At 58.2% G+C, this 19,249-nt stretch carries 19 protein-coding genes and 1 tRNA gene; 13 read left to right on the plus strand and 7 right to left on the minus strand.

The window, feature by feature from the left end; translation table 11 throughout:
• Nucleotides 1–93: 93 nt before the first annotated feature.
• Entirely contained in the window at nucleotides 94–585 is a 492-nt protein-coding gene (coaD, locus tag FIL88_RS03625) for a pantetheine-phosphate adenylyltransferase (protein WP_142852437.1), read from the plus strand.
• A gap of 4 nt (nucleotides 586–589) precedes the next feature.
• Here coaD and FIL88_RS03630 read toward each other — a convergent pair whose 3' ends face one another.
• From FIL88_RS03630 to iolD, 4 genes are read right to left on the minus strand one after another with little or no spacing between them, the layout of a single operon-like run.
• Entirely contained in the window at nucleotides 590–1,420 is an 831-nt protein-coding gene (locus FIL88_RS03630; protein WP_142852438.1) for a class II fructose-bisphosphate aldolase, read from the minus strand.
• Entirely contained in the window at nucleotides 1,417–2,259 is an 843-nt protein-coding gene (locus tag FIL88_RS03635; protein ID WP_142852439.1) for a 5-deoxy-glucuronate isomerase, read from the minus strand. The genes FIL88_RS03630 and FIL88_RS03635 overlap by 4 nt, the downstream gene beginning before the upstream one ends.
• Before the next feature lie 10 nt (nucleotides 2,260–2,269).
• On the minus strand, nucleotides 2,270–3,250 hold the full coding sequence (gene iolC, locus FIL88_RS03640) for a 5-dehydro-2-deoxygluconokinase (RefSeq protein ID WP_142852440.1): 981 nt from the start codon (nucleotides 3,248–3,250) through the stop codon (nucleotides 2,270–2,272).
• The gene (gene iolD, locus FIL88_RS03645; RefSeq protein ID WP_142852441.1) at nucleotides 3,250–5,130 is read right to left on the minus strand and encodes a 3D-(3,5/4)-trihydroxycyclohexane-1,2-dione acylhydrolase (decyclizing); all 1,881 of its coding nucleotides are present in this window, start codon (nucleotides 5,128–5,130) and stop codon (nucleotides 3,250–3,252) included. The genes iolC and iolD overlap by 1 nt, the downstream gene beginning before the upstream one ends.
• Before the next feature lie 115 nt (nucleotides 5,131–5,245).
• Here iolD and FIL88_RS03650 point away from each other — a divergent pair, with 115 nt between their 5' ends.
• The 4 genes from FIL88_RS03650 (at nucleotide 5,246) to FIL88_RS03665 (ending at nucleotide 9,959) form a co-directional block, all read left to right on the plus strand.
• The gene (locus FIL88_RS03650; RefSeq protein WP_142852442.1) at nucleotides 5,246–6,349 is read left to right on the plus strand and encodes a Gfo/Idh/MocA family protein; all 1,104 of its coding nucleotides are present in this window, start codon (nucleotides 5,246–5,248) and stop codon (nucleotides 6,347–6,349) included.
• Between the two features lie 20 nt (nucleotides 6,350–6,369).
• Nucleotides 6,370–7,263 (plus strand): TIM barrel protein, encoded by an 894-nt coding sequence (locus tag FIL88_RS03655; protein ID WP_142852443.1) that lies wholly within the window; start codon nucleotides 6,370–6,372, stop codon nucleotides 7,261–7,263.
• A 12-nt stretch (nucleotides 7,264–7,275) separates the two neighbouring features.
• Nucleotides 7,276–8,409 (plus strand): Gfo/Idh/MocA family protein, encoded by a 1,134-nt coding sequence (locus tag FIL88_RS03660; RefSeq protein ID WP_142852444.1) that lies wholly within the window; start codon nucleotides 7,276–7,278, stop codon nucleotides 8,407–8,409.
• 179 nt (nucleotides 8,410–8,588) lie between these two features.
• Nucleotides 8,589–9,959 (plus strand): tryptophanase, encoded by a 1,371-nt coding sequence (locus FIL88_RS03665; protein ID WP_142852445.1) that lies wholly within the window; start codon nucleotides 8,589–8,591, stop codon nucleotides 9,957–9,959.
• A 5-nt stretch (nucleotides 9,960–9,964) separates the two neighbouring features.
• On the opposite strand, the gene FIL88_RS03670 is transcribed toward FIL88_RS03665, so the two are convergent.
• Entirely contained in the window at nucleotides 9,965–10,966 is a 1,002-nt protein-coding gene (locus FIL88_RS03670) for a LacI family DNA-binding transcriptional regulator (protein ID WP_142852446.1), read from the minus strand.
• A 186-nt stretch (nucleotides 10,967–11,152) separates the two neighbouring features.
• On the opposite strand from FIL88_RS03670, the gene FIL88_RS03675 reads away from it, so the two are divergent.
• From FIL88_RS03675 to FIL88_RS03690, 4 genes are all read left to right on the plus strand, one after another.
• Entirely contained in the window at nucleotides 11,153–12,103 is a 951-nt protein-coding gene (locus FIL88_RS03675) for a sugar ABC transporter substrate-binding protein (RefSeq protein WP_142852447.1), read from the plus strand.
• 80 nt (nucleotides 12,104–12,183) lie between these two features.
• Nucleotides 12,184–13,305: an ABC transporter permease gene (locus FIL88_RS03680; protein ID WP_142852448.1), complete on the plus strand. Its 1,122-nt coding sequence runs from the start codon at nucleotides 12,184–12,186 to the stop codon at nucleotides 13,303–13,305.
• A 1-nt stretch (nucleotide 13,306) separates the two neighbouring features.
• Nucleotides 13,307–14,125: an ATP-binding cassette domain-containing protein gene (locus FIL88_RS03685; protein WP_142852449.1), complete on the plus strand. Its 819-nt coding sequence runs from the start codon at nucleotides 13,307–13,309 to the stop codon at nucleotides 14,123–14,125.
• Nucleotides 14,126–14,443: 318 nt separating this feature from the next.
• A complete protein-coding gene (locus tag FIL88_RS03690; RefSeq protein WP_142852450.1) occupies nucleotides 14,444–14,902 on the plus strand; it encodes an MmcB family DNA repair protein in 459 nt (152 codons plus the stop codon).
• A 5-nt stretch (nucleotides 14,903–14,907) separates the two neighbouring features.
• Here FIL88_RS03690 and FIL88_RS03695 read toward each other — a convergent pair whose 3' ends face one another.
• Nucleotides 14,908–15,114, minus strand: coding sequence for a DUF6324 family protein (locus tag FIL88_RS03695; protein WP_142852451.1), 207 nt, complete (start codon nucleotides 15,112–15,114; stop codon nucleotides 14,908–14,910).
• Nucleotides 15,115–15,220: 106 nt separating this feature from the next.
• On the opposite strand from FIL88_RS03695, the gene FIL88_RS03700 reads away from it, so the two are divergent.
• A tRNA-His gene (locus tag FIL88_RS03700) sits at nucleotides 15,221–15,297 on the plus strand.
• A gap of 26 nt (nucleotides 15,298–15,323) precedes the next feature.
• Here the strand turns inward: FIL88_RS03700 and FIL88_RS03705 are convergent.
• A complete protein-coding gene (locus FIL88_RS03705) occupies nucleotides 15,324–15,653 on the minus strand; it encodes a DUF6476 family protein (RefSeq protein WP_142852452.1) in 330 nt (109 codons plus the stop codon).
• Between FIL88_RS03705 and FIL88_RS03710 the strand changes: the two genes are divergently transcribed.
• From FIL88_RS03710 to rpoH, 3 genes are all read left to right on the plus strand, one after another.
• Nucleotides 15,652–16,686 carry an RluA family pseudouridine synthase gene (locus FIL88_RS03710; RefSeq protein WP_142852453.1) on the plus strand — a complete coding sequence of 345 codons (1,035 nt, stop codon included), beginning with the start codon at nucleotides 15,652–15,654 and terminating at the stop codon, nucleotides 16,684–16,686. The two genes, FIL88_RS03705 and FIL88_RS03710, sit on opposite strands and share 2 nt — an antisense overlap.
• 33 nt (nucleotides 16,687–16,719) lie before the next feature.
• Entirely contained in the window at nucleotides 16,720–18,168 is a 1,449-nt protein-coding gene (gene cls / locus FIL88_RS03715) for a cardiolipin synthase (protein ID WP_185960833.1), read from the plus strand.
• A 182-nt stretch (nucleotides 18,169–18,350) separates the two neighbouring features.
• The gene (gene rpoH, locus FIL88_RS03720) at nucleotides 18,351–19,247 is read left to right on the plus strand and encodes an RNA polymerase sigma factor RpoH (RefSeq protein ID WP_142852455.1); all 897 of its coding nucleotides are present in this window, start codon (nucleotides 18,351–18,353) and stop codon (nucleotides 19,245–19,247) included.
• The last annotated feature ends 2 nt before the right edge of the window (nucleotides 19,248–19,249 follow it).

Raw genomic sequence — 19,249 nt, forward strand, 5'->3', positions numbered from 1 at the left:
AACGCTTTACGTAGGAATACGCTGCACTGCGGAAAAAGCTTGCATTTGGGTGTGTCATAATGTTGCGTGCGCCCACTGTAAGGAGACCAGATCATGCGCATCGGATTGTACCCCGGAACCTTCGACCCGATTACTTTGGGGCATACAGACATCATTCGTCGCGCCTGTGCGCTGGTGGATCGTCTGGTGATTGGCGTTGCAATCAATACCGGCAAGGGACCGTTGTTTTCGTTGGAAGAACGCGTGGCGATGGTCGAAGCGGAATGTGCCAAGCTGTCCGCCGAAACCGGGACCGAGATCGTGGCCCACCCCTTTCAGAACCTTCTGATCGATTGCGCCCACGATGTCGGCGCGCAGATCATCATTCGCGGCCTGCGCGCTGTGACGGATTTCGAGTATGAATATCAGATGGTTGGCATGAATCGTGCGATGGATGACAGTGTTGAAACCGTGTTTCTGATGGCCGAGGCACGATATCAGGCGATCGCGTCCAAGCTGGTGAAAGAAATCGCAAAGCTGGGCGGCGACGTCAGCAATTTCGTTCCTGCTGATGTTCAGGAAAAGCTTCTGGCGAAGATCGGCTAGGCGCCTATTCTGGTTTGAACGCGCGTAGGACCTGTCGGGCAACCGCGACCACGGGATCATGTGTTTCTTTCAAAATCTGCACCCGGTCAAACCGGTCAGGATCGGACGTGACCGCATCTCGCAATGCGTTGCCAAATGCCATCCGAAGCTCGGTTCCGATGTTGAACTTGCAGATTTTGGACCCGCGCGCCAATGCAGTCCGCTGCGCCACAGGGACGCCGGAACCGCCGTGGATCACCAATGGCGTTTCGGTTAGGGCCTCGATCGCGCGGATGCGGGGTTCGTCCAGACCGCCTTCTTTGTCCTGTTGCAAATGTACGTTCCCGACCGAGATTGCCATGGCGTCCACCCCGGTCTCGCGGGCGAATTGCGCGGCCTCTTCCGGGTCCGTTCCGGCAGAGCCTTCGCCGCCTGAATATCCAACAAAGCCGATCTCGCCCTCGCAGGACACGCCTGCGGCATGGGCCATTTCAGCAATGGCGGCAGTTTCGTCGATGTTTTGCTGAAGTGGTTTGCGGGATCCGTCGAACATCACAGATGTAAAGCCGCTGTCGATGGCAATGCGACAGTCCTCGGCCGTATAGCCATGGTCCAGATGGGCCACGACGGGAACCGAGGCACCTTCGGCCAAGTGGCGGAACATCTTGCCCAGAATGGGCAGGGGTGTGTGTTCGCGGCAGGATGGCCCGGCTTGCAGAATGACCGGGCAGTTTTCTGCCTCGGCTGCTGCGACATAGGCGCGCATGTCCTCCCATCCCAGGGTTACAAGGCCAGCTACGGCATAGCCATCGCGCAGCGCTGGTTGCACGACGTCTTTCAATGTCACCAATGTCATTTGAACTTCGCCACCATGTCCATGATGCCGGGGATTGTGTGCAATTGCTCGGCATGTGTGGGTTGGAAATATTGCTTCAACGAGCGCTGAGACTGCCCGCCCAGAATGGTGAAATAGTACATTTCATATCCGGGCAGCACCGCGCAGGGGTGATAGCCTTTGTCGATGCAGATGGTTGAGCCATCCATGATGTGATAGGCGTCGCCCGGCTTGTTGTCTTCGCGCTGAAGCATCTGAAGGCCCGAGCCATAATTCGGTTTGAACCGGAAGTTATAGGTCTCGTCATGGCGGGTTTCGTCGGGCAGGCGGTCGGTATCATGTTTGTGCGAGGGGAAGCCGGACCAGCCGCCTTGCCCTACGGTGAACAGCTCGCTGACCAGAAGGCGGCCAACCTTGTCATGCTGGTTCGCGCCTAGGATGTGCTTGATTTTACGGTGCGTTTTCGTGTCGTCCGAGCCATATTGCACCAGATCCAACTGGCTTTCGCGCACGTCGAAGGGTTCCAGCACTTTGTCGTATTTTGCGCCTGCAATGAAGGTCTCGGTCTCGTCCGTGATACAGGTTAGCCGCACCTTGGCGCCGACGGGAACATAGACGCCCTCGGGCTCGCCCCCCCAAACGTCACCAACGCGATTGCCAAGGTGTTCGAACACGGCCCCTTCCACATCAACATCAACCGTCCCTGTGGCAGGTACCACGCAGGTCTCGTATCCGGGCACGGTGTATTCAAACACTTCGCCTTTCTTCAGTTTCACGATGTTGAAATAAGTCAGCGGCACCAGATCGTGATCTGCATCCACGATGGGTTTGTTCTGATTGTCGTGTGGGGCGATATGCATGGGGTGTCCTTTAGTTACCTGTCTCGCCGGGATGAGCGTTTAGGAACTCATCAAGCTCGGCTGTGGTGGGCATGGCATTGGCGCAGCCGGGTTTGCTGACCACGATCGAGGCGCAGGCCGAGCCACGTCGTACTGCGTCGGTGATCGAATGCCCTTGCGCGACAGAGGCCAGAAAGCCTGACAAGAAGCTGTCGCCTGCGCCGTTGGGTTTTACGGCGGTGACCGGATAGATGCCGGTGCGGATTTCCTGCCCGTCAGTCAGCGTGATCGCACCTTCATGGCCCATCTTGTAGATCACCATGCGGCCTTGCGCGGCCAACTCGCGGGCTTTGTCCAAGCCTTTCTCGATGCCGCCGGCCATAAACCCGAATTCTTCGTCATTGCCGACGATCAGATCGCTTGCTTCGCCCGCGCGGGTCAGGACCTCGGCGGCGATCTCCGGCGAGGGCCAGCTATAGGGGCGATAGTCGATGTCGAAGACCACAGGCAGCCCTGCCGCGCGTGCGTTGTCAAAGGCGCGGAACGTGGCCGAGCGTGAAGGCTCGGCGGCAAAGACCGTGCCTGCGGTGATCAGGGCCGAGAATTGGGTGTAATCCACCGCATTCATGTCGTCGGACGAGACCTGAAAATCGGCAGCGCCGTTGCGATAAATGACGTTCTGGAAATCCTCGATGCAGCTTTCATAAACCGCGAGCGAAGTGCGGGCCTCGCCCCCCACGGCACGGACATAGGTGGCATCCACGCCATAATCGCCCAGCTTGTTCACGCAGAACCGCCCAACTGCGTCGTCTGACACGGAGGTCACCAGCGACGCCGATGCGCCCAGTTTGACCAGTCCAACGCAGATATTGGCGGATGATCCGCCAAGGTCGGCGCGAAAGACCTGAGCCACTTCGCTTTTGGTGCCAATCGGGTCGGCATACATATCCATCCCCGCGCGTCCGAAGACGACGAAGCGGTTGCCTTTGATCCCGTCGATAAGCGCGCTCATTACACGCCCTTCCGTTGCTTGTCGCGCGAGGCTTCCCAATCCACATGCGCCGCACGCACGCGGTCGCTGTCGGTGATGTGGGGGGTGCCGACCTCCCACCAGGCGTGGCCTTCGGTGGTCCAGCCCTCATAGGGGTCGACATCCATCACGATCACATAGGTTTTGTCAGACGCTTTCGCGCGCTTGAAGGCCTCGCCCAGTTCGGCAGGGTTTGAGACTTTCTCGGCCTCGGCGCCCATGGATGCCGCGTGGGCCACGAAATCGACCCCGAAGGGTTCCGGCACGGTTGGGCAATCGGCGATCAGGTTGTTGAAGCTTTCATTGCCCGTGTTGTTTTGCAGCTTGTTGATGACGGCAAAACCACCATTGTCCAGCAGCATGACAATCATCTTCTTGCGGCTCAGAACGCTGGAATAGATGTCTGAATTCAACATCATATACGATCCGTCGCCGCAGAATGTGATGGTGTCCTGATCAGGCTCACGTTCCATCTGCGCGATGCGGGCGCCCCATGCGCCTGCAAGCTCGTACCCCATGCACGAGAAGCCAAATTCTACGTCCACGGTGCCCTGATCCAGCGTGCGCCAGTTGGCGGTGACTTCGGCGGGCAGACCGCCCGCAGCCGCCACCACGCGGTCACGCTTGTCGCACAGCGCGTTCACAACGCCGATGGCCTGCGCATAGGAATTGGGGCGATTGCCGTAGGACACATTGTCTTCCACATAGGCGTCCCATTTCTGGCGCTCAGCTTGCGCGAAACCTACCCAATCCGCGGGCGCGGCATAATCCAGATCCGCGTCCAGCGCGCCCAGTGACAGTTTCGCATCGCCCACCACAGGCAGCGACATGTGCTTGCCCGCGTCATGACGTGCCGTGTTGATCGAGATAAAGCGTGCATCCTTGGCGAAAGCTGTCCACGACCCGGTTGTAAAATCCTGCAACCGCGTGCCGACGGCGACGATGACGTCGGCTTTCGCGGCAATCGCGTTGGCGCTGTCGGATCCGGTCACGCCAATCGGGCCGATGTTCAGCGGATGGGTGGCCAGCATGTTGGCGCGGCCCGCAATGGTCTCGACCACCGGAATTTGATGTGCTTCGGCAAATCCGGTCAACTCGTCCACAGCGCGCGAGTACTGCACGCCTCCGCCAGCGATGATCATTGGGCGTTCGGCTGTTTTCAGCAGAGCAATCGCGTCTGCGATTTCAGCTGCGTCAGGGGTCTGACGGCGAATACGATGCACTTTCTTCTCAAAGAACACAGCGGGATAGTCATAGGTCCAGCCCTGAACATCCTGCGGCAGCCCAAGGAAAGCCGGACCGCAATCGGCGGGGTCCAGCATGGTGGCGATCGCATTGGGCAGCGATTGAATGATCTGCGCCGGGTGGGTGATCCGATCCCAATAGCGCACGACAGGTTTGAACGCGTCATTTACGCCGAAAGTCGGATCGTTGAAGTTCTCCATCTGCTGAAGCACCGGATCGGGCAGGCGGGTCAGGAAGGTGTCGCCACACAGAAGCAGCATCGGCAGACGGTTCGCATGGGCTAGGCCAGCCGCCGTCACAAGGTTCGAGGTGCCGGGTCCCGCCGATGCGGTGCAGAACATAAAGCGCTGGCGTAGCCATTGCTTGGCATAGCCTGCGGCAGCAAAGCCCATGCTTTGTTCATTCTGACCGCGATACAGCGGCAGTTCATCCTGCACATTATACAGTGCTTCACCCAGACAGGTCACATTGCCATGACCGAAGATGCCGAACCCACCGCCACACAGGCGCAGCTCTTCGCCGTCGATCTCGATATACTGGTTGGAAAGCCATTTGATAATGGCCTGTGCCGTGGTCAGCGTGATGGTGTCCGAGGCGGAGGTTGCGGGGGATGTCATAAGCGTCTGGCCCTTTGGATGTGCGTCGCTGCGGCGATTGCCGCTTGCGGGAATTCGATTCTCAGGATACAAGTTTTGCAACCGGTTGCAAACTGATTTACGACAAGAGGGCACAATGACCGAGATTGGCATCGGCATTATTGGGGGTGGCTATATGGGTAAGGCCCATGCCGTTGCTATGTCTGCGGTGGGGGCTGTGTTCGACACAGCGCTGCGCCCGCGGCTTGAAATGGTCTGTGCCACCACACCAGAAAGCGCCGAGACATATCGCAAGGCCTATGGCTTTGCCCGTGGCACGGATGATTGGCGCGCGCTGGTCAATGACCCAGCCGTCGAGGCTGTGGTGATCGCGTCCCCTCAATCAACGCATCGCGCTGTGGCCGAAGCAGCCATCGCGCTGGGCAAGCCTGTCTTCTGCGAGAAACCTCTTGGTGCTTCGCTTGACGACAGCGCCGCTATGGTCGCTGCGGCCGAGGGTGCGGGCGTCGTGAATATGGTGGGCTTCAATTATATACGCACCCCCGCCAGCCAATATGCGCGCAAGCTGATTTCTGACGGGGTGATTGGTGACGTCACGTGGTTCCGGGGTGAGCATACCGAGGACTTTCTGGCCGATCCCGAAACCCCCGCCACGTGGCGGACCAGTGGTATGGCCAACGGAACGATGGGTGATCTGGCCCCGCATATGGTCAACGCAGCGCTTGCCCTGCTTGGCCCCATCACCCGCGTGATGGCCGAGGTCGAAACTGTGCATACTGAACGTCCTGGCGGTGCGGTAACCAACGACGATCACGCCCAAATGATGTGCCGGTTCGAAAGCGGCACGATGGGGCAGATGTATTTCAGCCGCATCGCGACGGGCCGCAAGATGGGCTATGCTTACGAGGTGACGGGCACCAAAGGCGCGATCCGTTTTGATCAGGAAGATCAGAATGCGCTGTGGCTGTACCGGCGCGAGGGCGATGCAGCGACGCAGGGATTCACCAAGATCCTGACCGGTCCGGCACATCCCGACTATGAACCCTTCTGTCAGGGGCCGGGGCATGGCACCGGCTATCAGGATCAGATCATCATCGAGGCGCGCGACTTTCTTGCCGCTATCGAGACCAAGGAAAACCGCTGGCCGACCTTCCGGGATGGGCACGAAGTCAACCGCGTGATTGCGGCGGCTCTTGCCTCGGATCAGGCGGGTGGCTGGCAGGACATCAAAAACTTCTGAAGCTTTGAAAGGCGACCTAAGTGACCATTAGAATTGGTAATGCACCCTGTTCGTGGGGTGTTGAATTTGCAGATGATGCACGCAACCCGACGTGGCAGACCGTGCTGAAAGAATGCGCCGAGGCGGGCTATAAGGGGATCGAGCTGGGCCCGGTTGGGTTCATGCCCGAAGACCCGGCGATCCTTGGCGATGCGCTGGCCGAAAACGATCTTCAACTGATCGGCGGGGTCGTGTTTCGCTCCTATCACGACCCTGACGCGTGGGACGATGTGCTGGACGCAACCCACCGCACGGCGAAGGCTCTGAAGGCGCATGGGGCTGAACATCTGGTGTTGATCGACTCGATCAGTCCGCGCCGCGCGCCGACCGCTGGTCGTGCCTCGGAAGCCGAGCAGATGGATAAGGCCGAATGGACCGCCTATCGCAACCGTATCGCGGAATCCGCGCGTATCGGGGCCGAGGAATACGGCCTGACCGTCGGTATCCACGCCCATGCCGCTGGTTTCATGGATTTCGAACCCGAACTGGAACGTTTGTTGGACGAAGTGGATGAGAAGATCCTGAAAATCTGCTTTGACACCGGTCACCATTCGTATGCGGGCTTCGATCCCGCCGCCTTCATGAAGCGGCATATGGATCGTATCTCCTATATGCATTTTAAAGACATCAACCCCAAAGTTAAGGCCAACGTAATCGCCAACCGCACCGGGTTCTATGATGCCTGCGGGCAAGGTATTTTCTGCAAACTGGGCCAAGGCGATGTGGATTTTCCTGCCGTGCGCCAACTGCTGATTGATGCCGGCTTCGAAGGCTGGTGCACGGTCGAACAAGACATTGACCCCACGCTGGACAACACGCCCATGGAAGATAATCGCGACAACCGCGAATATCTTGAAAGCATCGGTTTTAAGTAAGGAGACCTCATCATGACAAAATTGAAATGGGGTATGATTGGTGGCGGCGAAGGCAGCCAGATTGGCCCGGCACACCGTCTGGGCGCGCTTGCCGATGGGCGGTTCGAATTCACCGCTGGCGCTTTGGATCACCGTCCTGACGTGGGCCGGGAATATGCACAGCGTCTGGGGATCGCCACAGATCGTGCCTATGGCGACTGGACCGAGATGCTGGCCGGCGAAAAGGACCGCGACGACCGGATTGATCTGGTCACGGTTGCCACTCCGAACTCGACCCACTTCGAGATCACGAAATCCTTCCTTGAGGCGGGCTTTAACGTGTTGTGCGAAAAGCCCATGACCATGACGGTCGAGGAAGGCGAAGAGATTGTCAAAGTGGCCGAGAAATCGGGCAAGATCTGCGCCGTAAACTATTGCTATTCGGCCTATCCGATGGTCCGGCAGGCGCGCGCGATGGTGCGGGCGGGCGAGATCGGCAAGGTGCGTCTGGTTGTCACGAATTTCAGCCATGGCCATCATGGCGACGCCACAGATGCGGACAATCCACGCGTGCGGTGGCGCTATGATCCGGCCATGGCGGGCGTGTCGGGGCAGTTCGCAGATTGCGGCATCCATGCGCTGCATATGGCCAGCTTTATTGCGGATGACGAGGTCGAAACCCTGTCTGCCGATTTCGCCTCGACCATTGCCTCGCGTGAATTGGAAGACGACGCCATGGTCAATTTCCGCATGGAGGGTGGCACGGTTGGGCGTCTTTGGACCTCATCCGTTGCAATCGGGCGTCAGCACGGGTTCGACATTCAGGTGTTTGGCGAAACCGGCGGTCTGCGCTGGGCGTCCGAGCAGCCGAACCAGTTGATCTATACCCCTGTCGGTGGCCGCACGCAGATCATTGAAAAGGGCGAGGGTGGATTGCATGAAGATGCGCAACGCCTAAGCCGCGTTGCGATTGCGCATCCTGAGGGCTTCCCGCTGGCCGTGGCAAACATCTATTGCGATTTGGCGGATGCCATTTCTGGCGAGGTTCGTGACGGATTGCCGAACGCGGCGGATGGTGTGCGCTCGATGGCGGCTGTGCATACGGCGGTGGCCTCGGCCAAAGATGGGGGTGCGTGGCTGGACGCGCGTCCGTCGATTTTCCGCTAAGTCAAATGGGCGCGAAAACCGTTTGATTTTCGCGCCCAGCTCTGCATTTTAGGCAGTGCAACAGATTGGGCGCTGAGCGCGGTCCGGCAACAGGCAGGGCAACCGCGGCGCTTCGGCCCCATCGTGTTACATGTTGCCGCGAACCATCCGGGGTCGAACCTTTTTTGAAGGAGCCCCAGATGAAAACCATCATCGAACCCTTTCGCATCAAAGCCGTCGAACCGATCCGCATGACCACGCGCGACGAGCGCCGTGTGCTGTTGAAAGATGCGCAGTACAACCTTTTTGCATTGAAGTCGGATGACGTGCTGATCGACCTGCTGACCGACAGCGGTACTGGCGCCATGAGCGCGGCCCAATGGGCGGCTGTGATGCAAGGCGATGAAAGCTATGCCGGGTCACCGTCATTCTATCGCTTTGAAGCTGCGGTGAAAAACCTGATGCCGTTCCGGCATGTGATCCCGACGCACCAAGGGCGCGCAGCCGAGGCGATCCTGTTTTCGATCCTTGGCGGGGCGGGGAAGAACATCCCGTCCAATACGCATTTCGATACCACTCGCGGGAACATCGAAGCCTCTGGCGCACATGGGCATGACCTTGTCATCGCTGAAGGGAAAGATCCCGCCAGCGATCACCCGTTCAAGGGCAACATGGATCTGGACCGGCTTGATGCTTATCTGCAAGAACACGGCGACAGCGTGCCCTGTGTGATGCTGACCATCACCAATAATGCCGGCGGTGGGCAGCCCGTCAGTCTTGAAAACATCCGCGGCACTGCTGCGTTGGCGAAGAAATACGGAAAGCCGTTCTTCATTGACGGATGCCGCTTCGCCGAGAATGCTTGGTTTATCAAGACCCGTGAAGCGGGGCAGGGCGATCGCTCGATCCCCGAGATCGTGCGCGATTGTTTTGCGGATGCGGATGGCATGACGATGAGCGCCAAAAAGGACGCATTTGGCAATATCGGCGGGTGGCTTGCGCTGAATGACGACGATCTGGCCGACGAAGCGCGTACCCATCTGATCCGCACCGAAGGCTTCCCGACCTATGGTGGCTTGTCGGGTCGCGATCTGGACGCTTTGGCGCAGGGCCTGTCGGAAATCGTCGACGAGGATTACCTTCGCTATCGCATCCGCACCAACGCCTATATCATCGAGCGTCTGGATGCGTTGGGTGTGCCGGTTGTGAAACCTGCGGGCGGGCATGCGGTGTTTGTCGATGCACGCGCTTGGCTGTCGCATATTCCGCCGACGGCCTATCCCGGTCAAGCGCTGGCGGTCGCCCTGTATGAGCTTGGCGGGATCCGCAGCTGCGAGATCGGAACGGTGATGTTTGGCCGCCAGCCTGACGGCTCCGAGGTTCCGGCGGCGATGGATCTTGTGCGCCTTGCAATCCCGCGCCGCACCTATACGCAAAGCCATGCGGATTACATGATCGAAGTGTTCGAGGAGCTGGCAGCAATCAAGGACACGCTGACCGGGTTCACGATCACGAAAGAGCCAAAGCAACTGCGTCACTTCACCTGTGCGTTCTCGCCTTTGGGCGCGTAGGCCGCTTAGGGAAGGGCGGGGCGCAATGTGCCCCGCTCGATCACCGAGCACGGGAAGATCCGTGCCTCGGGATAGCGGTCGGGTTCGTTCAGCATGGTGACCATAAGCTCAATCGATGAGCTGACAATTTGTCGGATGGGTTGGTGAATTGTGGTCAAATCGATGTTTTCCCACTGTGACATCTCCATGTCGTTCAGGCCGATCACGCCAATGTCGTCGGGGACGCGAAGACCTTGATCTTGGATTGCTGACAATGCGCCGATGGACAAGACGTCATCGCCGCAGAAATACGCTTGGGCAGGGTTGTCCGACAAAAGGTGCAGCATTTCTTCGCGACCAGCTTCGAACGAATAGGCGCGGGCGAATGATACGGTGGCGTCGATGCCTTTATGGCGCGCGATCTCGTCCATGAAACCTTCATTCCGGTCCTGCGTGGATGTGGCCGATGCAGGGCCGCCCATAAATCCCACCTTGCTGTATCCCCGTGCGACCAAAGTTCGTGCAGCCATGCGACCGCATTCGACGTTATCGATGCCAACCACATGAACTTGCGGGGATGAAGAATAGCGCCCAAAGCTGTGGACCACGGGGACGCCCGCGTCCCGGAACGCCTTTGCGAAGCTCGGCAATAGGGTCGACGAGGCGACAACCACACCATCCACCGAATATTGCCGCAGCATTCTGACCGAGTTTTCGGGATCGGTTTCATCCGTCAAATTGACCAGAAGGGGGCGCAGTCCGCGCTCTTGCAGGCCGCGGGTGAACAGGTCGAATACCTCAAGGAAGATCGGGTTGTGGAAGTTGTTCGATACCAGTCCGATCAGTTTTGTGCGGCCCGTCGTCAGCGACGAGGCAAGGGCGTTGGGGCTGTAGCCAAGCTCGCGTGCGGCCTTTTCTACCTTGCGCCGCATCTTGTCGGACACAGATGCGCCATCGGTAAAGGTGCGCGACACAGCAGACCGGGAAACCCCAGCGCGTTCAGCGACATCTTTCAGTGTGGCGGCCATTTCCTTGTCCTATCCGATCTTTTGTTTGGATCTTCATATAATGATTTCGCGATGGCTTCATCCTGAAATATCGCGCGCAGTTTTGCAACCGGTTGCAAAACTGCGCGCGATGTGATTAACTTTGAGTCGGAGGGCGGGCTGTAATCCGCCTCGTCACCAATATTCGGTGAAATCTGGGAGGAAATTATGAATTCACTAATGAAGAAACTTGCTCTTGCCACTGCCGTTGCTGCCGCACCATTGATGGCAGCGACGACAGCGTCGGCAGATGGTGAGAAATATATTCTGGTCAGCCACGCACCTGACAGCGACAGCTGGTGGAACACCATCAAGAACGGCATCGCGCTGGCCGGTGATCAGATGGGCGTTGAAGTTGAATACCGCAACCCGCCCACCGGCGACCTTGCCGATATGGCGCGGATCATCGAACAGGCGGCGGCCTCGGGTCCGAATGGCATCATCACCACCCTGTCGGACTATGATGTGCTGTCCGGTCCGATTCAGGCTGCGGTCGACAGCGGCGTTGACGTGATCATCATGAACTCGGGCACGCCAGAGCAGGCGCGCGAAGTGGGGGCTTTGATGTATGTTGGTCAGCCCGAATATGATGCGGGTTACGCCGCTGGTCTGCGTGCCAAAGGCGACGGCGTTGGATCGTTCCTGTGCGTGAACCACTATATCTCGTCGCCCTCGTCGACCGAGCGTTGCCAAGGCTTCGCGGACGGTCTGGGTGTGGATCTGGGCAATCAGATGATCGACTCGGGTCAAGACCCGTCGGAAATCAAAAACAAGGTTCTGGCCTATCTGTCGGCCAACCCTGAAACCGATGCAGTTCTGACGCTGGGCCCAACATCGGCTGACCCGACGCTGCTGGCGCTGGATGAAAACGGCTTGGCCGGAGACATCTATTTCGGCACGTTTGATCTGGGCGAAGAGATCGTGAAGGGCATCAAGGCGGGCACCATCAACTGGGGCATCGACCAGCAACCTTTCCTGCAGGCCTATCTGCCGGTTGTCGTTCTGACGAACTATCACCGCTATGGTGTGCTTCCGGGCAACAACATCAACTCGGGTCCCGGTTTCGTGACCGCTGATGGTCTGGAACTGGTCGAGAAATTCGCAGGCGAATATCGCTAAACCTCTCCCAACTGGGCGGCCGACGGATACTGGCCGCCCTTTTTCCATCCTTTCTTATCTCTGCGGAAAGAGGCGCACACATGTCTGACGCACAAAACACCGCCACGGCGGACGAGCGTATCAAGTCCCGTTCGCGACTGCGCGAAGCGATGATCCGGCCCGAGCTGGGCGGTATGATCGGCACCGCCATCGTGTTCACCCTGTTCTTCTTGTTTGCTTTTGACAGCGGCATGTTCTCGTCGAAGGGCGTATTGAACTGGAGCCAAGTCTCGGCGCAGTTCATGATCATCGCTGTGGGCGCGTGTCTGTTGATGATCGCAGGCGAATTTGACCTGTCTGTCGGCTCGATGATCGGCTTTGCGGGCATGATGATTGCCATCTTTTCGGTCACTTTGGGCTGGCCCGTCTGGATGGCCATCATCGTGACCTTCATTCTGTGCACCGCCTTAGGCGCGGTGAACGGGTTCATTGTGATCCGCACGGGGCTGCCAAGCTTCATCGTGACGCTGGCTTTCCTGTTCATCCTGCGCGGCTTCACCATATATTTCCCGCAAACGATCGAGCGCAAAACCATCATCGGCGGCATCTCGGATGCGGCAGAAGGCGATTGGTTGGCTGGCGTGTTCGGTGGTAAGGTCTTCCAAGGGTTTTTTGTCTGGCTGGGCGATATGGGCTGGATCGAGACATTCTCGCGCGGGTCGCGTGAAGGGCAGCCAGTGGTTGACGGCATCCCGATGTTGATCGTCTGGGCCATCATTCTGGTTATCGTTGGACACATCCTGCTGACCAAAACCCAGTTCGGCAACTGGATCTTTGCAGCTGGCGGCGACGCCGAGGCCGCAAGGAACTCGGGCGTGCCGGTGAATCGCGTGAAGATCCTGATGTTCATGTTCACGGCCTTTTGCGCCACCGTATTCGCAACCTGTCAGGTGATGGAATTCGGGTCTGCTGGTGCGGATCGTGGTTTGCTGAAAGAATTCGAGGCCATCATTGCCGTGGTGATCGGCGGCGCGCTTTTGACGGGTGGCTATGGCTCGGTCATTGGGGCGGCGTTGGGCGCGCTCATCTTTGGTGTCGTGCAGCAGGGCCTGTTCTTTGCGGGCGTCGAAAGTTCGCTGTTCCGCGTGTTCCTGGGGCTGATCCTGTTGGCCGCTGTGATCCTGAACACCTATGTCCGCCGCATGATCACTGGGGAGCGTTGATATGACCGAAGATACCAAATTCCACCATGGTGATCCGGCGCCATCCGAGCCGATCATCCGTATGACCAACATCGAAAAGCACTTCGGATCGGTAATTGCATTGGCCGGTGTGTCCGTCGATGTGCATCCGGGCGAATGTCACTGTCTGTTGGGTGATAACGGTGCGGGCAAGTCGACCTTCATCAAGACCATGTCGGGCGTGCACAAACCCACAGCGGGCGAGATCTTTTTCGAAGGGCAGCCGATGCATTTCGAAGATCCCCGCGACGCGATTGCTGCGGGAATTGCGACCGTGCACCAGCATCTGGCGATGATCCCGCTGATGTCGGTCAGCCGCAATTTCTTCATGGGGAACGAGCCGGTGCGCAAGGTGCTGGGTATGTCGTTCTTTGATCATGACCACGCCAACGAGGTCACGATGGAAGAGATGCGCAAGATGGGCATCAACCTGCGTGGCCCCGATCAGGCTGTGGGTACATTGTCGGGCGGTGAGCGCCAGACCGTCGCCATCGCCCGCGCGGTACATTTCGGTGCGAAGGTACTGATTTTGGACGAGCCGACCTCGGCCCTTGGGGTGCGCCAGACGGCCAACGTATTGGCGACCATCGACAAAGTACGCAAACAGGGTATCGGCGTTGTGTTCATTACGCATAACGTACGTCACGCAATGGCGGTTGGGGACCGATTTACCGTGCTGAACCGCGGTCAGACACTTGGTACGGCCATGCGCGGCGAGATCTCGCAGGAAGAGCTGCAGGACCTGATGGCCGGTGGACAAGAGCTGGTCAAGCTGGAGGGGAGCTTGGCAGGCACCGTCTGAACTGCTGCAATGTACGTGCGAAACCCGTCGGCTGTGGCTGGCGGGTTTTTCGTTTATTCAGGTGGGAAAGTGGCGGCCCCACCGCGACCGTCGGGGTCTGAATTCCCGAGGACCTGTATATACAGGTGGGCGCCGGGTAAGTGGACCACGGCCCAAACAGAGCCAGCTCCCTCGGAATTGCTTAAGGCCACCGGAATTTTACCCGCATGTGACGCGAAGGGCAGAAGCCGCCTTGGCCTAAATAGGCGCGGGGCCGCCTGTGTGCAAGGGTGCGTGCGCTCCATTGACAATTTGTTCACCAAATGTTCGATTGACGTCATGACCACTTCAGACACGAATTTGATGCCCGGACAATTGCTGGCGCGCGGCGTGTGCCGCCATATGCTGAGCCACGGTTTTGTCACCGTGGAAGAGCTGGTGCCGACGCGTGGGCTGCGTGTGGATGTGATGGCGCTGGGTCCGAAGGGCGAAATCTGGGTGATCGAATGCAAGTCCTCGCGCGTGGACTTCACGTCGGACAACAAATGGCAGGGGTATCTGGAGTGGTGCGATCGTTACTTCTGGGCGGTTGATTCTGATTTCCCGACCGAGCTGTTGCCGGACGATACCGGGCTGATCATCGCAGACAGTTATGACGCCGAGATCATGCGCATGGGGCCGGAAGACAAGCTGGCGCCGGCCCGGCGCAAAGTGATGGTGCAGAAATTTGCGACCCATGCCGCGCGCCGGTTACAGGGCTTTCGCGATCCCGGCGTGGCGGCTTTGGTCAACGTCTAGAACCGCTATTTCTTCGACTTGGCACCGTCAGCCAATGCGCGGGCTTGTTTGGCAGCGGTCAGCAGTTCTTCTGCGATTTCCTCGGCCTCTTCCGGTTCGAAATCCATTGGCAGTTCCACGCCGCCACCTTCGACATATAGGCGCACCATGCCGATCGAGGTTGGTCCGATCTGAAGGTTAGCGTCGATGTTACTTTCGTCGTTGATGCCCATGTGCGGCCTCCTGAAATCCTTCTGATCGGGTTAGTGCGCTTTCGTGCATTTTTCAACCCGCGACCTCTTGCAATGCCCCGCAGGTGGGGGTAAACGCATCCGGCGTGCCGACATAGCTCAGTAGGTTAGAGCGCTTGATTGTGGATCAAGAGGTCCCCCGTTCGAGCCGGGGTGTCGGTACCATCTCTTCCCCCTCACCGAAATTCAGATCAGCGGATTGCAATGCGTTTTTGCAGTTGTCCGTCAACGCCATAAATCAGTATCTCGTTGCCCGAAACAATGCCGATCCAGTCGCGACCCATGGTGACGGCTTCAGCGCTAACGCCGTCTGGCAGCGTGATTTGGTCGGGCAGCGCAAGGGGGGTGAAGCCCGGCGTGGTTTGGTTAAGCTTCATCACGACCACTGTGATCAGCACGATCATCCCCAGAATCGTTGCCACTGTCATTGCCGTGACAATCGTTTTCAGATAGCGCACGGTGCCAAGGCCCACGCTATCCTCAAGGGCTTCGTCCAGTTCCTGTTCAGGAGTTTTGTCCATGTCTACCTCGCACCGGATTGTCCGGGTCATCATAGTCGAGAACCCGCCCAAGCGTCTTGATAAGGCGATTGCGCGCGATGTGCCAGAGGAAGCAAACCTGTCGCGGTCCCGTTTGGCCAAGCTGATCGCGGAAGGTGCCGTCACGATGGGTGGACAGGTGATGGATGACCCGCGCGCCAAGCTGGCCGAAGGGGACGAGTTAGAGATCCGCGTGCCCGAAGCGAATGAAAGCCATATCGGCCCCGAGGATATTCCGCTGGATATCGTTTATGAAGATGACGACCTGATTGTTGTGAACAAACCTGCGGGTATGGTTGTGCATCCCGCGCCGGGCACGCCGACTGGGACTTTGGTGAATGCTTTGTTGCATCACTTTGGTGGCAACCTGTCGGGCGTCGGCGGGGAAAAGCGCCCCGGTATCGTACATCGGATCGACAAAGATACCTCGGGCCTGCTGGTGGTTGCAAAATCGGACGCTGCCCATCACGGTCTGGCCAAGCAATTCGAAGCCCATACGGCCGAGCGTCACTATCTGGCGGTCACGCACGGTGCGCCGGATCAGGCGGACCCGCGACTGGGGGGCATTAAGGGGACGAGCTTTGAGAAAGGCAATATCCTGAAGATCACCACGCAATTGGCGCGGCACAAAACGGATCGCCAAAGGCAGGCGGTGCTGTTTTCGGGCGGACGTCATGCGGTGACGCGAGCGCGGATCTTGGAAAGTTTTGGTACGCCTGCGCAGGCCGCGCTGATTGAATGCTGGCTTGAAACCGGGCGAACCCACCAAATCCGCGTACATATGGCGCATGCAGGTCATGGCCTGATTGGTGACCCCACCTATGGCGGTCGGCGCAAACTAAATGTGAAAGTGGTTGGTCCCGACGCCGTTGAGGCTGCGCGCACCTTCCCACGTCAGGCGCTGCATGCAGCGACGCTTGGGTTTGCGCATCCGGTCACAGGTGAAAAACTCAGCTTTGAAGCACCGATCCCTGACGATATGCTTAGCCTAATTGAAACCCTGCGTGCGGGCTGAAGCTTGCGCGTAATGCGCGAGGTAGGGCCGGGTATGTTTGAGATTACTTGGGCGGCCAGCTGGGGCAGCACATGGGCAGTCCTTCTGGTGCTGTTGGACATCGCAACAATTGCGCGTGCGGTAACGCGGGAACATCGTTCGGCTGCGTCACGTCTGGCGTGGGTGGTGGTGATTATGTCCCTGCCGCTTGTGGGTGTCATCGCCTATTTCTTCTTGGGGGACACAAGCGCAGATCGGCGATCAGAAAAGAAACTCAAGGACTTGCGACGTGAGCTTCCCAAGCGCCCCAAAGGGAATTTGCCCCAGCCCGAGCTACCTTTGCTATACCGGCAGTCCTTTGCACGGGCGGCATCGGTCAATGGGTTTCAACCCGTGGCGGGCAATCACGCCAAGATCACGACGGACAGCAATGAAAGCATAGATTGGCTGATTTCTGATATCGATGCTGCACGTGATCATGTGCATCTGCTGTTCTATATCTGGTTGACCGATCACAACGGAACCCGTGTCGCCGAGGCGCTGATGCGGGCCGTGGCGCGCGGGGTGACCTGTCGGGTCATCGTCGACGGGCTGGGCTCGCGTGGGTTGCTGGCTGATCCGTTGTGGAAATCCATGCAAGAGGCGGGTGTTGAAACCGTCGTGGCCTTCGCGTTCCGGTTCGCTCCGCTTGCTGCATTTTTCCGTCGCCTCGATATTCGCAATCACCGCAAAATCATCGTGATCGACCATGATACGACCTTTGTTGGCAGTCAGAATTGTGCCGATGCCGCGTTTTTGGTGAAGCGAAAGTTCGCGCCTTGGGTCGATATCATGCTGCGCGTCACTGGACCTGTCGCATGGCAGTCGCAACGGCTTTTTGTCTCGGACTGGATGGTGAATGGCGGGATGGACATATCGTCGGTTCTGCACCGTGCGCCCCCGCTGCCTGAAGGCGGATTTCCAGCCGTCGTGGCCGGGACAGGGCCCAATATAAGCGTGCAGGGCGTTCCGGATATGGCGCAGATGCTTCTGGCCTCGGCGCAGGACGAGGTGGTGATCACCACACCCTATTACGTACCGTCCGAGGCGTTGCAGCAGCAGATTTGTGCAACCGCGGTGCGCGGGGTTCGGGTGCGGCTGAACGTGCCGGCTAACAATGACAGCCATATTGTGGGATTTGCCTCGCGCAGTTTCTACCGCGCACTTTTGAAAGCCGGTGTCGAGATCCACGAATTCCAGCCGGGCCTTTTACATGCCAAGATCCTGACTGTGGACGGGCAGGCAGCCTTGGTTGGGTCGGCCAATCTGGACCGGCGCAGTTTTGATTTGAACTATGAAAACAGCATGATGCTGGCGGACCCGGACACCGTCGGCGCGATTGTCGCCAAGCAAAAGATGTTCCTTAACGCCTCGCTTTCGGTTTCGCGCAAGAAGGTTGAAAACTGGTCTGTGCCACGCCGCGTACTGATCAACGGGGTCGGTATGATGGCGCCGCTGCTGTAATTTGCATTTGCAACTTTCCGCACGACTGCGTGAGGTTATGTGTCATCCTCTTACAATTGCGCGTAGAGATTCATACTCTGGTAACGAAATTAGACGACACCCTCTTGAAAACGACTGTGTAAGGCTTATCTCGATGTTAAGCCCATAAACATGAGGGAAGCGGACAGGAGACGTTTGCCAAGATGAGTAACTATAAAAATTTACCGGCCCCAACACCAGAAGGCGGATTGAACCGCTATCTTCAAGATATCCGGAAGTTCCCAATGTTGGAGCCCGAAGAAGAATACATGCTGGCCAAGCGTTGGGCGGATCATGAAGATCGTGATGCAGCCCACCAGATGGTCAATTCGCATCTGCGTCTGGCGGCCAAAATTGCCATGGGCTATCGCGGCTATGGTTTGCCGCAGGCCGAGGTGATTTCCGAAGCCAATGTGGGTCTGATGCAGGCTGTGAAACGCTTTGACCCGGAAAAGGGCTTCCGTTTGGCGACCTATGCGATGTGGTGGATCCGCGCCTCGATTCAGGAATATATCCTGCGGTCTTGGTCGCTGGTGAAGCTTGGCACGACCTCGGCGCAGAAGAAGCTGTTCTTCAACCTGCGTAAGGCGAAGGCGCGCATTGGTGCGTTGGAAGAAGGTGACCTGCGCCCGGAAAACGTTCAGAAGATTGCTGAAGATCTGAATGTGACCGAAGAGGAAGTGATTTCCATGAACCGTCGTCTGTCGGGCGGGGATGCGTCGTTGAATGCGACCGTGTCCAACGATGGCGAAGGTGCAATGCAATGGCAGGATTGGTTGGAAGACGAGGATGCCGACCAAGCGGGCGACTATGCAGAAACCGACGAGATGAATGTCCGTCGCGAGCTGCTGGCACAAGCCATGGACGTTCTGAATGATCGCGAGAAGGACATCCTGACCCAACGCCGTTTGCAGGATAAGCCAGTCACGCTGGAAGATCTGTCAGGTGTCTATGATGTCAGCCGCGAGCGGATCCGCCAGATCGAAGTGCGTGCTTTTGAAAAGCTGCAAAAGCGCATGCAGGAACTGGCATCAGAAAAAGGGTTGCTCGAGCAAGCCTGATC

Origin of the sequence: Aliiroseovarius halocynthiae, from assembly GCF_007004645.1 — a bacterium.
Lineage (GTDB): Bacteria > Pseudomonadota > Alphaproteobacteria > Rhodobacterales > Rhodobacteraceae > Aliiroseovarius > Aliiroseovarius halocynthiae.

Coding starts and splice junctions, on each gene's coding strand:
- iolD (WP_142852441.1), bottom strand. CDS start 5,130: ATGACATCCCCCGCAACCTCCGCCTCGGACACCATCACGCTGACCACG.
- FIL88_RS03690 (WP_142852450.1), top strand. CDS start 14,444: ATGACCACTTCAGACACGAATTTGATGCCCGGACAATTGCTGGCGCGC.
- FIL88_RS03660 (WP_142852444.1), top strand. CDS start 7,276: ATGACAAAATTGAAATGGGGTATGATTGGTGGCGGCGAAGGCAGCCAG.
- FIL88_RS03705 (WP_142852452.1), bottom strand. CDS start 15,653: ATGGACAAAACTCCTGAACAGGAACTGGACGAAGCCCTTGAGGATAGC.
- cls (WP_185960833.1), top strand. CDS start 16,720: ATGTTTGAGATTACTTGGGCGGCCAGCTGGGGCAGCACATGGGCAGTC.
- FIL88_RS03685 (WP_142852449.1), top strand. CDS start 13,307: ATGACCGAAGATACCAAATTCCACCATGGTGATCCGGCGCCATCCGAG.
- coaD (WP_142852437.1), top strand. CDS start 94: ATGCGCATCGGATTGTACCCCGGAACCTTCGACCCGATTACTTTGGGG.
- FIL88_RS03695 (WP_142852451.1), bottom strand. CDS start 15,114: ATGGGCATCAACGACGAAAGTAACATCGACGCTAACCTTCAGATCGGA.
- FIL88_RS03670 (WP_142852446.1), bottom strand. CDS start 10,966: ATGGCCGCCACACTGAAAGATGTCGCTGAACGCGCTGGGGTTTCCCGG.
- FIL88_RS03680 (WP_142852448.1), top strand. CDS start 12,184: ATGTCTGACGCACAAAACACCGCCACGGCGGACGAGCGTATCAAGTCC.
- FIL88_RS03650 (WP_142852442.1), top strand. CDS start 5,246: ATGACCGAGATTGGCATCGGCATTATTGGGGGTGGCTATATGGGTAAG.
- FIL88_RS03635 (WP_142852439.1), bottom strand. CDS start 2,259: ATGCATATCGCCCCACACGACAATCAGAACAAACCCATCGTGGATGCA.
- FIL88_RS03675 (WP_142852447.1), top strand. CDS start 11,153: ATGAATTCACTAATGAAGAAACTTGCTCTTGCCACTGCCGTTGCTGCC.
- rpoH (WP_142852455.1), top strand. CDS start 18,351: ATGAGTAACTATAAAAATTTACCGGCCCCAACACCAGAAGGCGGATTG.
- FIL88_RS03665 (WP_142852445.1), top strand. CDS start 8,589: ATGAAAACCATCATCGAACCCTTTCGCATCAAAGCCGTCGAACCGATC.
- FIL88_RS03710 (WP_142852453.1), top strand. CDS start 15,652: ATGTCTACCTCGCACCGGATTGTCCGGGTCATCATAGTCGAGAACCCG.
- FIL88_RS03630 (WP_142852438.1), bottom strand. CDS start 1,420: ATGACATTGGTGACATTGAAAGACGTCGTGCAACCAGCGCTGCGCGAT.
- iolC (WP_142852440.1), bottom strand. CDS start 3,250: ATGAGCGCGCTTATCGACGGGATCAAAGGCAACCGCTTCGTCGTCTTC.